This window comes from Spongiibacter sp. C9W (genome assembly GCF_057370015.1).
This window is the reverse complement of record NZ_CM170672.1, coordinates 1293233-1308140: the sequence shown is the minus strand read 5'-3', so window position 1 is coordinate 1308140 and position 14908 is coordinate 1293233. Positions and strand designations below refer to the sequence as shown.

Genomic DNA, 14908 nt, shown 5'->3' with positions numbered 1-14908 from the left:
ATCATCGGTGCCAGCGAGTCAGCTTGGTCGGCGAGAGCGCAAAAAAAAGGCCGTGCGCGAGTCCATTCGTAAAGAGACATTGCGCTTGATCGGCCGCCACGGAGTAGACGGTCTGACCATCGATGCGATCTGTGATTGCGTGGATATCGCCAAGAAGACCTTCTACAACTACTACGCGACCAAACACGACTTAATGGTGGAGCTGTGTCAGGAGGAGTTGCTGCAACGCACCGATCAGCTTATTGATGACGTGCTGGCCAGCGGTAAACCTTTTGAGCAACAGCTTGGTCACATCATTGAGGTGTTTATCAATCGCGAGCAGTTGGCGGGCGGTATCGAGCGCGAGCTGATCGCCTATTCAGTCGGCGCAATGTCGGCGAATATTAGCCAGGGCGCGGGGCAGTTGGCCTTTATTAACAGCAGCTTCCTGCGTTTGTATGAGCACAATCGCCAGGCCTTAAAGCCGGAGCTGAGTCCGGTTTTCTGTGCGGAAATGACCGTGGGCATGTTCAATGCCATCACACTGAACTGGGTGCACGATGAAAGTTACGATTCAGAAACCCGTTATCGTCAATTACTCGCCTTTATAAAAAGCAGCATGCTTGCCTGAAAGCGCCGCTGTGCTGGCATCGGTAGACCGATGTCAGCACTTTTCTTTTCCCGCCTTACCAATCAGTAATCATTTCTCCGCTGCTCTCGCTTGACCGAAATAGGGAAACCGTATACTTTTTTTACATCACAGTTACCTTTTTGAGAGAAGGGTCAGGAGGGAGAATGAATAATAGATATAAGAAGCCCATCCCATGCGGCTGGTTTGCCATTGAGTACAGCAAAGAGCTCGCCCCTAAGGATGTGAAGCCGCTGAAGTATTTCGGCCGGGACCTGGTGCTGTTTCGCACGGAATCGGGTGAGGCAGTATTGCTAGACGCCCACTGCCCGCACTTGGGTGCCCACCTAGGGCACGGTGGTCAGGTAAAGGGGGAGAGCATCGCCTGTCCCTTCCACGCCTGGGAATTTAACGGCGAGGGCTTTTGTACCAAGGTGCCCTACGCGAAAAATATGCCGCCTAAAGTCGATGGCAAGCAGGCAATTGGCAACTACCCTGTGGTGGAGCTGAATCAAATGATTTGGGCCTGGTATCACCCCCAAGGGGTGGCGCCGCTGTGGGAAGTTGAGCGACACGCCGAGCTGCACTCCGATGAGTGGACGGAGATGGATGTCTTCGACTGGCAGATTAACTCGATCATTCAGGAGACTGGTGAAAATGCCGTGGACATCGCGCATTTTGTGACCGTTCATGAGTCTCCGGAAATGCCGGATGGTCACGTCACCATCGACGGTTACAAACGCAGCACGCTGATGGACAGCCTACAGCACGCCATCGATGAAGAGGGTAATGTAGACCTGAGTGGCGAGAACTATGACCAGGGGCGTCTGGAAACCTATTCATTTGGCCCGGGACAAACCTACCAAAAATTCTCTCGCATGTTCGATATTGTCATGATGGGCACCATCACACCTATCGACGACCAGAACATTCACATGCGCTTTAACTTCTCTATGCCTAAACAGCAGAGTGGTGAGCACACCCTATACGCCAATGCCTTCCGCGACGAAATAGTTCGCCAAGTCGGTCAGGATATCCCTATCTGGGAAAACAAAGTGTATCTGGAGCACCCCACGCTGTGTGATGGCGACGGCCCGATCGCAAAATACCGTAAGTGGTTTGAGCAATTTTACGCGGCGTAGATCGCGGTGCTCAACCCGTCCCAAAACCATAATAACGAGGAATAACTACCATGACTGACTCCAACGCCCCTATGGGTAAGCCCGGCGATATTCTCAACTGGCCGATGCTAAAAATTCGCTATAAAACGGACGCTGAGGCGATAGCGAAACTTTTACCGCCCGGTATTGAGCCAGGTAAAGAACCGGGCGTGACCATTACCATTTATAACTTCCCGGTATTAAATGAGCCCGAGTATGGTTGCGTGGTGAATGTTGACGCTAACTACAATGGCATTGAAGGCGAGTACACCCTGGGTATTGCCATCGATCAGGAGGCGGCAATTTACGGTAGTCACGAACGCTGGGGGCAGCCGAAGTATTATGGGGAGACCCAGTACTTCCGCTTGATGGACTATGTATCAGCAAAGGTGAGCCACCGCGGATATACCTTTCTGGAGTTTAAGGGGCAGGTGACCGGTGAGGGAGAGATTCCCCCGGAGCACGAAACGAATGAGTGGTGGATAAAGCACCTGCGCGGTGTGGATATGGAAAACCCCAGCTGGGACTTCCCACCTCACGTTGTGCGTGTTTACGCAAAATACGGCACGGCGCATATCGAGAAATTGCAGGGCCAGGTCACGCTAAATGACAGCCCTTGGGACCCTCTGGCCAGCAAACTGCCTATGCGCACGGAAGCAGAGGCATGGCTGTGGACGCCGATTTTCCTCGACCGCCGCATCACGCTCGAAGGCCCGCTGGACCCCGAGGGCTTTATGCCCTTTGCCGACACCATCGGTGGCTCTCGCTGGCCCGGTGAAAATGGTGGCCCCAAACAGTCCTAGAATCACCCTCGCCGGGTATCACCGCCCGGCTTTTTTCCGCTTTTCTGTGAGCTTGTCGCGCCGATAAGCTGATCTCCCTCATTGCTGTTGATTCAGGTCAATGGGAATGGTGTTGCCGCATATTATGATGCCTTGGCTAGAATAATATGGAGCGGGCCATGCATCCCATTTTTTTACAGTTGGAAACGGATCATCAGCGCATGCAGCGAATGCTGTATGACCTCAATCATCAGATTGAGAGCTACTTTGGCTTACATGATGCGCCGGCTGATGTCGACGCAATGATGCGTTGCCTGGATTACATCCAGATCTACCCCGAAGTATGGCACCACCCTGTTGAAGATATCATTTTTAGGCAGCTACTCACCAAGCCCGGAGTGAATCACTACGCCGTGGAAAATGTGTTGCGAGACCACGGCATGCTGGAGGCCCTGAGTGATCAGCTGTCGTTGATATTTTCTGAATTACGGCTGAGTGAAAAGCCCGTGCGGCCGGCAATTATTCGCTTAAGTAAGCATTATCACAGTCGTCAGATATCGCACATTCATGAAGAGCGAGGCATCTTTCAGATGGCCGGAGAGTTATTTGGCGACGCTGATTGGCAGGCGATTGAGCGCGAGATAGATGCCGTCATCGGGCCGGTTGGTCAGCACGAGCGAGATAATTATCTATCGACATTTAAGCCTGAGCACGCGTCTTACTCTGGTGCATTCAAACAGTAGTATTGAAGGGAATATACATGCCGACTGCGATCGCAAGAGAATTTGATAACGCCACTGATATGGTGCGCCGCTATGCAGTACAGGGGCCGCGCTACACGTCGTACCCTACGGCACTGAACTTTAGCGAAGCGTTTACCGATCGCGATTATGTGCGCTTTCTTGACGATGCAAGAAATAGCCCATCGCCGCTGTCCTTATATGTGCACATTCCGTTTTGTCGAAGCCTCTGCTACTACTGTGCATGCAATAAAATTATTACCAAAGACCCGCGAGCAAGTCGTCGTTATCTGGACCACTTAAACAGAGAGCTACAGCTCCTGTCGCGGCATGTGGGTGTGTCCCGCCGTGTAAGTCAGCTTCACCTGGGGGGTGGAACACCAAACTACCTGGACAAAGCGGAAATGACCGAGCTCGTGCATCAACTTGCCAGTCACTTCAATCTCGATGACAGTGACGACCGGGAGTTTTCCATCGAGTTGGATCCGCGTTGCGTCGATGAGGATTATTTGGCCTTGCTTAAAGGCCTGGGTTTTAACCGTGTAAGCTTTGGTGTGCAAGATACGAACCCCGATGTGCAGCAGGCCATTAATCGCGTACAGAGTGAAGATATGATCGCCGAGCTGGTGTCATTGGCGCGGCGTTTTAAATTTAGATCGGTGAGTGCAGATTTAATATACGGCCTGCCACTACAGACCGAGCAAAGTTTTAAAGCGACGCTGGACGCATTAATTGCCATGTCGCCAGATAGAATTGCCATCTACCATTACGCCCACATGCCACAGCGTTTTAAATGGCAAAAGTCGATGGATAGATACCCAATGCCAGATAGCGAAGAGAAGCTGAAAATTTTTGCTCTGGCGAGCCAGCGACTGCAAGCTGCGGGGTATTTGCATATTGGTATGGATCATTTTGTTAAGCCCAATGACGAGCTGGCCATCTATCAGCAGCAGGGCCGTCTGCAACGAAATTTTCAGGGCTATTCGACCTGCCATTCTCCCGATGTACTGGGGATGGGGTTGTCGGCCATAAGTTCATTGGGGCGCTGCTATGCACAGAATGAGAAGGATCTCGAAGCGTACTACGCCGAGATTGAGGCTGGGCGATTGCCAGTGGCTCGTGGGTTAGAGCTTTCAGCAGAAGATATGCTTCGTCGCTACGTTATTATGCAGTTGGCCTGTAACTTAAAGCTGGACTTTAAGGAATTGCACGGTCGTTATCAGGTCAGCTTCAGAGAAAAATTTGCTGACGTCCTGCCATCGCTAGAGGAATTTCACAATTCGGGCGTGTTGTTACTCAGTGGTGAGGGGATAAAAATAACGGAAGCTGGGCGGGCGGTTTTGCGAAATGTTTGCATGCTATTTGATGAAAGTTTGTCTCTGCATCGCGGAGCGTATTCCAAAACCTTGTAGCGGTTTACAGGCTTTTGGCGCGCTATTTTATTGTGTAGTAACTTTATCGCGACTACGCCGAAAGTAGACTTGACCCACTCGGAGATAAGGCGTTCAATGGCGGCAGTAATTACTCCCCGACATGTGTAAGGAGACCACATGCGACGCGCGGAAGCCTCCAAAGCCTGCCCCCACAATCCTGCTATCAGCTGTAACAATTGTCGATTAAGTGGTATCTGCTTGCCACTGGCTCTGGAAAGCGATGAAATTGTTAAGCTGGACAATATTGTGCAGCGCGGTCGCCCCCTGCCAAAGAGCCGTCATATATTCCGTGAAGGCGATGCGTTTACGTCTGTATTTGCCGTGCGCTCTGGTGCTGTAAAAACATATAGCATTACCGATGCTGGAGAGGAGCAGGTCACCGGTTTTTATTTTCCGGGTGAAGTTGTTGGCTTGGATGGTATTGGTCAAAACCGCTACGCGAGTTCCGCTGTTTCATTAGAGGTGTCGGCGATTTGTGAAATTCCTTTTTCGCAGATCGAAGACCTCAGCGGCCAGTTGCCCAATCTTCAACGACACTTTTTCAAGCTGTTGAGTAGCGAGATCGTTGATGATCAGCGACACATTACCTTGCTCAGCAAAAATACGGCTGACGAGCGTGTCGCATCGCTGTTAGTGAGCATCTCCGCTCGCCAGGCGCGCCGTAAATTGTCGGCATCCGCTTTTAGATTGCCGATGTCGCGTGCGGACATCGCCAGCTTTCTGGGGCTCACCGTCGAGACCGTAAGCCGCGTTCTCAGCCGTTTTGCAAAACAAGACTTAATTCGAATCGACAATAAGGAAATTAGCGATCTCGATGTCGAAGGCCTTAAGGCAGCCGCAAACCTTCAGCCGTAATTGTGGCTGTCATTGTGCTGTAGTGGCACAGGCTTGACTCAGATCAACCGGTGCCGCCCATTGGGCGGTAAACTTTCGATAAATCTCCCCGGAAAGAGTGAGTAGGCCGTGAGCGCAATAATTAGCAATCCCCTAGGTTTTTTGTTCAGTCCCCGTAAGCAGTGGGGCATGGTTGCCGATGCTGGCGATGAGGGTTTGGCTGCCAAGCTGTTATACCCCATCATTCTTGCCATTGGGCCATGCGTTGCGTGGTATTACGGCGCCAGCCAAGTGGGTTGGACGGTGGGCGATGGTGAGGTGGTACGCCTGACGCAGGCGAGTGCCCTGCAGATTGTTATTGCCTTCTATTTTGCGATGTTGGGCTCGTTGGCGGTGATCGGTTATTTCGTTCACTGGATGTCCGAGACCTATGGTGCGTCATCATCGGTGCTCAAGGGCATTGTCTTATCTGGATACACGGCAACTCCGCTGTTCATTGCGGGGCTTTGCGGTTTCTTTCCTCTTTTCTGGTTTGATCTGACCCTGGGTATTCTGGCCTTGGGTTGGTCTGTATACCTGCTGTATTTAGGTATTCCGCTGGCGATGGGAATTCCTGAAGAGCGCGGCTTTTTGTACGCCTCGGCGGTAGTCGCAATCTGTATGGTGATATTTATGGCGCTAATGGGCGCGGTGGTTATTCTCTGGGATATGGGAATGACACCGGTGTTCACTGATTAGCGGCATAAATTAGTCGGTAGGAAGGTAAATTTTCTGCGGCATAGTGTCGCAGGCCTGTTTAGCTTTCTGTTGATCTGGGTCAGCATTGCGGCCCCCACCTGCTGGGACAATACCCACCTCCATCATGTCTGCCCGAACGGCGCTTGTTGCCGGTTCGCGCATAGTCCACCTGAGGTTCGTGAACTGTCATGACATCTTCGCAAGAACATCCAACTTACAACTACAAAGTGGTGCGGCAATTCACCATTATGACTGTGATATGGGGCATCGTCGGAATGACCGTCGGCGTTCTCATCGCAGCGCAATTGGTTTGGCCGCAACTCAACTTCGACACGCCCTGGCTCAGTTTTGGGCGATTGCGACCCCTGCATACTAACGCGGTTATATTTGCGTTTGGTGGCTGTGCGCTGATGGGGTCTTCGCTGTTTGTGGTGCAGCGCACCTGTCAAACGGCGCTACTGTCGGACCGCCTCGCGGCATTCGTCTTCTGGGGGTGGCAGCTGGTCATCTTGCTAGCAGCGATTACGCTTCCCATGGGGCTTACCTCCGCTAAGGAGTATGCCGAGCTTGAATGGCCAATAGATGTGCTTATCGCCGTAGTTTGGGTGGCCTATGCGGTACTCTTTTTCGGCACGATCATGCGTCGGAAGATGTCGCATATTTATGTGGCGAACTGGTTCTACGGCGCGTTTATCGTGACCATTGCGGTGCTTCACATCGTCAATAGCGCCGCGATTCCAGTGAGCATGTCCAAGTCTTATTCGGCCTACTCCGGTGCTGTCGACGCCATGATCCAGTGGTGGTACGGGCACAACGCTGTGGGCTTCTTCCTGACGGCAGGCTTCCTGGGAATGATGTACTACTTCGTTCCTAAGCAGGCTGGGCGTCCGGTCTACTCATATCGGCTATCGATCGTTCACTTCTGGGCGTTGGTCTCTGTATACATCTGGGCTGGCCCTCATCACCTTCACTATACCGCGCTGCCTGACTGGGCACAGAGCCTGGGTATGGTGATGTCGCTGATCCTACTGGCACCCTCATGGGGCGGTATGATCAACGGTATGATGACCCTCAGTGGTGCCTGGCACAAACTGCGCACTGACCCCATTCTGCGCTTCCTGATTGTGTCGCTTTCTTTCTACGGTATGTCGACGTTTGAAGGTCCGATGATGTCGATCAAAACCGTTAACTCTCTTTCTCATTACACTGACTGGACGATTGGTCATGTTCATTCGGGCGCATTGGGCTGGGTGGCGATGATCTCCATCGGCATGGTTTATCACTTGATTCCCGTGCTCTTTGATCGCAAGCAAATGTACAGCGTCAATATGATCAATACACACTTTTGGCTATCCACCATCGGTACCGTGCTTTACATCGCATCCATGTGGGTAAACGGCATTGTTCAGGGCCTGATGTGGCGCGCCTACAACGCCGATGGCAGCCTGACCTACAGCTTTGCTGAATCGGTTATCGCCAGCCACCCAGGCTACGTAGTGCGACTGTTTGGTGGGTTCCTGTTCCTGGTCGGCATGTTGTTGATGGCTTGGAACGTTTGGAAAACCATTTCCAGCAAAGAAACTAAGGAACTGGTGGCAAATACTGCGGGGGCTGAAGCATGAATCACGACGTCGTCGAGAAAAATATCGGCTTGATGATTATTTTTATCATTGTCGCCATTAGTTTTGGAGCCTTGGTGGAGATCGTGCCGCTTTTCTTCCAAAAGCAAACGACAGAGCCGATTGCTGGCTTGAAACCATTAAACGCGATGCAGCTAACTGGCCGAGATATCTATATCCGTGAAGGCTGCCACGTATGTCATTCGCAAATGGTTCGCCCTATGCGCTCTGAAACAGAGCGCTATGGACACTACTCTGTTGCTGGTGAATCGGTTTACGAACACCCCTTCCTGTGGGGCTCCAAGCGAACAGGGCCCGATTTGGCGCGTCTGGGTGGACGTTATAGCGACGAGTGGCACCGTGCTCACTTGTATAACCCGCGCGATGTCGTGCCCGAATCCATTATGCCGTCGTATCCCTGGCTGTTTAAGAACGAGATCGATGGCGATGAAGTAGGGAAGAAAATGCGAGCGCTGCGCAAAGTGGGTGTGCCCTACACCGACGACGACATCGCCACAGCGGCCTCCCAAGTGGAAGGTAAGAAAGAGATCGACGCCATGGTTGCCTACCTGCAGCAGCTGGGAACACTAATCAAGTACAAGCGTTGAGGAGGATGTATGTTTGATCAAGACAATCTACGTGCTTTATCAACGTTGTTGCTGTTCCTGGCGTTCATGGGTGTGTGTTTCAACGTGTATAGAAGAAGCCGTAAATCGATGTATGACGAAGCAGCTCAGCTGCCATTTGTAGACGAAAGTAAAGCCAAGCAGGAGAGCCGAGATGAGTGATTTTTGGAGTGGCTGGATCATTGTCCTAACGGCAGTCTCCTATGTGCTTTTGGCATGGCTTCTGCTGTCTAATCGAAAGACCAACCAACCTAAAGACGGTGCGACAACAGGTCACATTTACGATGGTATCGAGGAATACGATAATCCTATGCCATCTTGGTGGATCAAGATGTTTGTGCTCAGCATGGTGTTCGGTGCGGGCTACCTGTTGGCCTACCCTGGCATGGGTAAATTCCCCGGCCTGTTGAATTGGACGTCGGTTTCGCAGTGGCAGGGTAATGTGGATGCGGCAAAGCAAAAGAACGAAGCGCTCTACGCTGAGTTTATGCAGAAAGATGCCGAGGCCTTGGTTGCCGACCCCAAAGCGATGCGTATTGCCAAGCGGGTGTTCGCCAATAACTGTGCGATTTGCCACGGCAATGATGCAAAAGGGAGCTACGGCTTTCCGAACTTGACCGACAACGACTGGTTGTACGGAGGTAGTCCGGATCAAATTGCTCACTCTATTCGCGATGGTCGCAGTGGCATGATGCCTGGTTGGCAGTCAGTACTCGGCGCCGAGGGAGTCAAGTCGATGGGGGCTTACGTGCAAAGCTTACGCGACGCTCAGGCGAGTGCTTCGGCGGAGCATGCCGAATCGCGCGAGAAGTTCACCATGCTGTGTGCGGGCTGTCACGGTGCATCGGGCGAGGGCAATATTGCTATGGGTGCCCCCCGGTTAAATGACGACATTTGGCTGTACGGTGGTGACATCGGCAAGATTATCCACAGTATCGCCAATGGCCGGTCAGGAAAAATGCCTGCGCATGCTGACAATTTGAGCGCAGCGAAGATCCACCTACTCAGTGCCTATGTTTATCAGCTTGCAGAAGAGGAACCATAATCTGCTATGAACACTCAGGAGCGGCAACCGGCTGGCGGTAGTGAAACAAAGCCAGAAAACCTAGCGGTAGAAATTGTAGTCCCGGCGGAAGTTGGGGAAATCGACCTCTACCAAAAGCGAGAAAAAATATACACTCGCGCAATTGAAGGGTTTTATCAGCGCATTCGCGTATTCACCGGTTGGCCGCTGTTGTTGGGCTATATCATTCTACCGTGGTTGAACTGGGATGGCCGACAGTCGGTCCTGTTTGACCTGCCCGCGCGGCAATTTCATGTTCTCGGGCTCACCTTTTGGCCACAAGATATGACGATGTTGGCCTGGGTATTGATCATCGCTGCCTTTGGTCTTTTCGCGGTGACCAACCTCGCTGGTCGAGTGTGGTGCGGCTACAGCTGCCCGCAGACCGTATGGACCAGTATCTTTATGTGGATGGAGCAGAAGGCTGAGGGAACGCGGAACCAGCGTATCAAGCTTGACGCGGCGCCCTGGTCCTTCGAAAAGCTGCGCAAGAAGGCGTACAAACACTCTATGTGGCTGGGCTTTGCATTTTTAACCGGCTTCACCTTTGTCGGCTACTTTACCCCCGTTCGAGAGCTCGCCGTCGACTTTATTGACCTCTCAGCGAATGGCTGGGCTTTCTTCTGGATCGCGTTCTTTACTGCCGCAACCTACCTCAATGCCGGTTGGATGCGTGAGCAAGTATGCATGTATATGTGTCCTTACGCGCGTTTTCAATCAGCGATGTTCGACCCCGATACGCTAATTATCAGTTACGACAGTAAGCGCGGTGAACCCCGTGGCTCACGGAAACGGGAAGCGCAATCCCAGGACGTTGGCCTGGGTGATTGCATAGATTGCCAGTTGTGTGTGCAAGTCTGTCCCACCGGGATCGATATTCGCGATGGTCTTCAATACGAGTGTATTGGCTGTGCCTTGTGTGTGGATGCCTGTAACTCGGTAATGGATAAAATGGGTTACGAGCCCGGGCTGATTCGCTACGCAACGGAAAATAGCTTAAAGGGCAAGAAGACCCATATCATGCGTCCGCGCCTGCTGGGTTATGTGGTAGCGATGACGCTGATGGTGGGGCTGTTAGCCTATAATATTGCTGATCGCGATGTGATTGAATTAAGCGTGCTGCGCGACCGTCAGGCGCTGTTCACCGAAGTGCAGGACGGCATGATTGAAAATAGCTACACCGTAAAGATCGCGAATAAAACGCAGCAGGAGCATCGCTATCAGGTCGTTGTCGAGAGTGAGATAAACTTCGAAAACTTCCACAAGCAGGAAATCAGTTTACAATCCGGGGAACTCTTAGACTTACCAATGCGACTGCAGGCTCGCGCAGACAGCCTTCCTTCCAGTCGTTCGCCGATCACGATCAGCGTACGGCAAATGGACAAGGAGAGCAGTGTTGCCGAAGTTGAAAGCAGTTTCTTTGGTCCGGTTCCTCAGCGTTAAGGTTAAATTGTGCCTATGAATGCCGCCGCTAACACCCCTTGGTATCGCCAGTTTTGGCCGTGGTTCTTAATTGTACTGCCAGGCGCTGTCGTGGTGGCGGGGCTGTCCACCGTCGCCATTTCGATGAAGCACGCCGATAACCTGGTTGCTGACGATTACTACAAAGAGGGTTTGGCGATTAACCAGCGCTTGTCGCAGGATCGCCGCGCCGCGGAGAGTAATATTTCGGCGGCGATCGATTTTGCTTCGGGTGGCAGTATTCTCCTCGAGCTCTCCGGCAATACCGTGTCATGGCCAGACCATGTGCAGTTGCTGTTACAACACCCGACCAGCCAGGAGCTTGATCACAGCGTGGTGTTGTCTCGTGAGTCTCAGGGCGGCTATCGCGTAGATGTCGACACGCTTCCGCAGGGACGTTGGTATCTGACCTTACAGAGTGTCGGTTTGCCCGAGGCGGAAAGTTGGCGCTTAAAGGGAGAGGTCGATCTGAATAGCCGGCGGGAAGCCCTATTGGTGAGCCGTATCGGTGGCTGAGACAAGCTGCTTTCATTGCGGTGAGCCGTTGCCAGCGAAAGGCCGCTACAGTTTAATTATCGATGGCCAAGAGCGGTTGATGTGCTGCCCGGCCTGCGTCGCAGTGTCGGAGTGCATATTGGGAGCGGGTCTGGACGACTACTACCGCATGCGGGACCAGCAAGCTAACCGCCCTGCGGCCAGCGCTGAAGATTATCTGCAATACGATTCTCCCGCCGTATTCGAGCAGTTCTCCCACCCCGATGGTGAATGTTGGCAGAGCCAGCTCAGTGTCAGTGATATGCATTGTGCGGCCTGCGCCTGGTTGATCGAAAACCGCCTCGGTGCAATCGATGGTGTCAACGCAGTCCGTGTCAATTTGCAGCGCGGCATGGCAACAGTAGAGTGGTGTCCCGCCCGGGTTCAGCTCAGCGAGATTTTTGCGTCGGTTCATCAGCTCGGCTACGGCGTTCAACCCTGGTCTGCTGAGGCCCATCTCCAGCAACTGCAAGAAGGACAGAAAAGCCTGTTAAGGCGCCTTGGTTTGGCTGGCGTGGCGATGATGCAGTTAATGATGACTGCCATCGCACTTTACGCTGGCGACTTTCAAGGCATCGACACCGACATCCGTCAATTGCTGCGTTGGTTTAGTTTGGCGATTGCCACGCCAGTGATTTTGTATTCCGCACAACCGTTTTTTTCCGGCGCGTGGCGGGGTATCAAGGCAGGCCGAGCGGGCATGGATGTGCCGGTTTCTATCGCGATGCTCGCCGCCTACGGTGCCAGCCTAAGGGCGACCGTGAGCGGGGAAGGTCACGTCTATTTCGATACGGTGAGCATGTTTTGCTTTTTCTTGCTGCTCAGCCGCTACCTGCAAAATGCGGTGCAGTTGCGCCGCGAATCCTCAATTCGACCATTACTTCCCCTCACCGCCAGGAGAGTTGCGCCTGACGGTGCAAACCAGTGGGTGGCGCTGTCGGCACTCCAGGATGGCGATGAGCTGCTGGTGCAGCCCGGTGAGCTGGTGCCCGTGGATGGTGTGGTCGTCAGCGGGCATAGTAGTGTTGAGGATAGCGCCTTCACCGGCGAGTTTATGCCGCGCAGTAAAGTGCCCGGCGATACCGTACTGGCGGGTAGCCACAATATTGATGGCAGCTTGTGTCTTCGCCTTCAGGGCCACCCAGAGCAAAGTCGCTTATCGCAAATTGATCAGTTGCTCGACAGTGCGCGCCTTGCTAAACCCCCTATAGCAGAGCTCGCCGACCGGATCAGTGGCTACTTCACCTTGTTTGTGTTGTTCTGCGCAGCGGCGGCCTACACCTATTGGTCTTTCAACCCTGGCCACAGCGCTTTTCTCACCGCGCTTGCGGTGCTGGTGGTGAGTTGCCCCTGTGCGTTGTCGCTGGCAACCCCCAGCAGTTATTCTGCGGCGGTCAGCGGCCTGCGTCGTCGCGGAGCCTTGGTTGCCAATGCGGCGGTGCTTGAGAATTTGGCAGGCATCAGCCATGTTATTTTTGATAAAACCGGCACGCTTACCGAGGGCCGTCCTCGCCTGTTGAAAGTGGAACTTGCCGGCGAGTTAGACGAATGCCAGGCACTGAGTATTGCCGCCGCACTTGAAGCCCCATCCAGCCACCCGATTGCGCAGGCTTTTTCAGTCGATGCCCTCGGTGCTGCAGGCTATACACTGACAGCGCTGGCGCCCAGTCAGCTCGATTTGCAGGCCGGGCAGGGAATTAGCGCCGTTATTGATGGCGACAGCTATAAAATTGGCCGACGTGAGTTTTGCGGCCTTGCCGAGCAAGGTGACAGCGATGAGCTGATGACGGTGTACCTTGCTAAAAACGGCAAACTTGCGGCGCGTTTTTTCCTTGAAGACACCCTGCGTGAAGGCGCTGCGCAGGCGCTTGCCTTTTTAAAGCAGCGCGGTGTGCGCAGTGTGTTGTTAAGCGGTGACAGCTCTGAGCAAGTCGCCGTTCTCGCCAACGCGCTGGGCTTTGATGAGTATCAAGCGGGCTGCACGGCTGCCGATAAACTGGCCCGTATTAGCTCACTGCAGGCAATGGGCGGCACGGTGCTTATGGTCGGTGACGGCGTTAATGATGCGCCGGTTATTGCCGCCGCCGATGTCTCAGTAGCGATGGCGGGGGCGAGTGACCTGACGCGCTCCTGTGCAGATGTGGCGCTATTGAGTGACCGCTTAAGCTTGATCGAGTTGTTGTTTACCAAATCCGCCAAGATGGGGCGTATTCTTCGGCAAAATATATTCTGGGCTTTGCTGTATAACGGCACGGCCTTGCCAGCGGCCGCAGCGGGCTTGGTGCCGCCGTGGTTAGCAGCAATCGGTATGTCGTTGAGCTCGCTGGTCGTGGTGTTAAATGCCCTGCGTTTGGATAGGCAAGAACAACAGCGATCGCTGAATGCTCAGCATGTGGAGTTGGCCAGTGTCTAGTTTATATATTCTACTTCCGGTCGCGTTGGTGTTTTTCGTCGCCATTTGCGCGCTCTTTTTTTGGGCGGTGAATCATCGTCAATTTGACGATCTTGACCGCGAGGCGCAGCGGATTCTCTACGATGACGAACGCCGCAAGAAGCGCGCTGACAAAAACGATGATTGATCCCAGTAACATTAATTACACGGCGGCGTTTATGCTTGGATTGATGGGCAGCCCGCACTGTTTGGGAATGTGCGGCGCCATCAGCGCGCTTAGCGCGGCGTCCAGCGCAGGGCGATCGCCAATCTTAATGCTGGGCTTTCAATTTGGTCGAATCAGCAGCTACGCCCTTATTGGCGCGATCGGCGGCGGTATTGCCGCGTGGCTCGGCGCGGAGTTTATGGTCGTTGGCAAGGCGTTGCGATTATTGGCGAGCGTGCTACTGATTATGGTCGCCGTCGCACTGGCAGGCTGGTGGCGGGGTGGTGGCCTTATTGAACGCGGCGGCGCGAAAATTTGGCGTCGTATCCAGCCGCTTACCGTGAAACTATTGCCGGCTGATCGTTTGCCCAAAGCGCTGGCGCTGGGTGTACTGTGGGGCTTTTTGCCCTGTGGGCTGATATACAGCAGCCTGGCGTGGGCCAGTACCAGTGGCAGCGCGTCGCAGTCGGCGGCACTGATGTTTTTCTTTGGCCTGGGCACGCTTCCGGCGATGTTGGCAGTCAGTGCCGCGCAGCGCAGTGCACTGGCATGGCTGCGCAACAGCTTCTTTCGAAATACCGTTGCGGTATTCATGATCCTGTGGGCGGTCTTTTCCGCGTCGACCCTGTTTGGTTCGCACGGTGGTCACTCGGGGGCGACTGATGGTGCTGGCCAGTCAATGGAGCACCATCACCACTGACAATTACTGATCCG

16 protein-coding genes are annotated in these 14908 nt (G+C 53.5%); all 16 read left to right on the top strand.

Annotated elements, in window-relative coordinates:
* The first annotated feature begins 7 nt into the window (after positions 1 to 7).
* The 16 genes from AC2Q8J_RS06310 (at position 8) to AC2Q8J_RS06235 (ending at position 14894) form a co-directional block, all read left to right on the top strand.
* Positions 8 to 610, top strand: a complete 603-nt coding sequence (locus AC2Q8J_RS06310) for a TetR/AcrR family transcriptional regulator (protein WP_486452417.1) — start codon at positions 8 to 10, stop codon at positions 608 to 610.
* Between the two features lie 164 nt (positions 611 to 774).
* Positions 775 to 1749, top strand: a complete 975-nt coding sequence (locus AC2Q8J_RS06305) for a Rieske 2Fe-2S domain-containing protein (protein WP_204995277.1) — start codon at positions 775 to 777, stop codon at positions 1747 to 1749.
* 50 nt (positions 1750 to 1799) lie between these two features.
* Positions 1800 to 2570, top strand: a complete 771-nt coding sequence (locus AC2Q8J_RS06300) for an acetoacetate decarboxylase family protein (protein ID WP_027874681.1) — start codon at positions 1800 to 1802, stop codon at positions 2568 to 2570.
* 158 nt (positions 2571 to 2728) lie between these two features.
* Positions 2729 to 3292: a hemerythrin domain-containing protein gene (locus AC2Q8J_RS06295; protein WP_486452416.1), complete on the top strand. Its 564-nt coding sequence runs from the start codon at positions 2729 to 2731 to the stop codon at positions 3290 to 3292.
* Positions 3293 to 3309: 17 nt separating this feature from the next.
* Entirely contained in the window at positions 3310 to 4701 is a 1392-nt protein-coding gene (gene hemN / locus AC2Q8J_RS06290) for an oxygen-independent coproporphyrinogen III oxidase (protein ID WP_486452415.1), read from the top strand.
* Between the two features lie 138 nt (positions 4702 to 4839).
* Positions 4840 to 5577, top strand: coding sequence for a fumarate/nitrate reduction transcriptional regulator Fnr (gene fnr / locus AC2Q8J_RS06285; protein WP_486452414.1), 738 nt, complete (start codon positions 4840 to 4842; stop codon positions 5575 to 5577).
* A 108-nt stretch (positions 5578 to 5685) separates the two neighbouring features.
* Positions 5686 to 6294, top strand: a complete 609-nt coding sequence (locus AC2Q8J_RS06280) for a Yip1 family protein (RefSeq protein ID WP_486452413.1) — start codon at positions 5686 to 5688, stop codon at positions 6292 to 6294.
* A gap of 188 nt (positions 6295 to 6482) precedes the next feature.
* On the top strand, positions 6483 to 7916 hold the full coding sequence (gene ccoN / locus AC2Q8J_RS06275; protein ID WP_286694509.1) for a cytochrome-c oxidase, cbb3-type subunit I: 1434 nt from the start codon (positions 6483 to 6485) through the stop codon (positions 7914 to 7916).
* Positions 7913 to 8521 (top strand): cytochrome-c oxidase, cbb3-type subunit II, encoded by a 609-nt coding sequence (gene ccoO, locus AC2Q8J_RS06270; RefSeq protein ID WP_027874686.1) that lies wholly within the window; start codon positions 7913 to 7915, stop codon positions 8519 to 8521. The genes ccoN and ccoO overlap by 4 nt, the downstream gene beginning before the upstream one ends.
* A 9-nt stretch (positions 8522 to 8530) precedes the next feature.
* Positions 8531 to 8701 (top strand): cbb3-type cytochrome oxidase subunit 3, encoded by a 171-nt coding sequence (locus AC2Q8J_RS06265; RefSeq protein ID WP_084498078.1) that lies wholly within the window; start codon positions 8531 to 8533, stop codon positions 8699 to 8701.
* A complete protein-coding gene (gene ccoP, locus AC2Q8J_RS06260) occupies positions 8694 to 9584 on the top strand; it encodes a cytochrome-c oxidase, cbb3-type subunit III (protein ID WP_486452412.1) in 891 nt (296 codons plus the stop codon). The genes AC2Q8J_RS06265 and ccoP overlap by 8 nt, the downstream gene beginning before the upstream one ends.
* Positions 9585 to 9590: 6 nt before the next feature.
* On the top strand, positions 9591 to 11045 hold the full coding sequence (gene ccoG, locus AC2Q8J_RS06255) for a cytochrome c oxidase accessory protein CcoG (protein WP_286694511.1): 1455 nt from the start codon (positions 9591 to 9593) through the stop codon (positions 11043 to 11045).
* Positions 11046 to 11060: 15 nt separating this feature from the next.
* On the top strand, positions 11061 to 11579 hold the full coding sequence (locus AC2Q8J_RS06250; RefSeq protein ID WP_286694512.1) for a FixH family protein: 519 nt from the start codon (positions 11061 to 11063) through the stop codon (positions 11577 to 11579).
* A complete protein-coding gene (locus AC2Q8J_RS06245) occupies positions 11572 to 14010 on the top strand; it encodes a heavy metal translocating P-type ATPase (RefSeq protein WP_486452411.1) in 2439 nt (812 codons plus the stop codon). The genes AC2Q8J_RS06250 and AC2Q8J_RS06245 overlap by 8 nt, the downstream gene beginning before the upstream one ends.
* Positions 14003 to 14176, top strand: coding sequence for a cbb3-type cytochrome oxidase assembly protein CcoS (gene ccoS / locus AC2Q8J_RS06240; protein ID WP_204995289.1), 174 nt, complete (start codon positions 14003 to 14005; stop codon positions 14174 to 14176). The genes AC2Q8J_RS06245 and ccoS overlap by 8 nt, the downstream gene beginning before the upstream one ends.
* Positions 14169 to 14894 (top strand): sulfite exporter TauE/SafE family protein, encoded by a 726-nt coding sequence (locus AC2Q8J_RS06235; RefSeq protein ID WP_486452410.1) that lies wholly within the window; start codon positions 14169 to 14171, stop codon positions 14892 to 14894. The genes ccoS and AC2Q8J_RS06235 overlap by 8 nt, the downstream gene beginning before the upstream one ends.
* Positions 14895 to 14908: the final 14 nt, after the last annotated feature.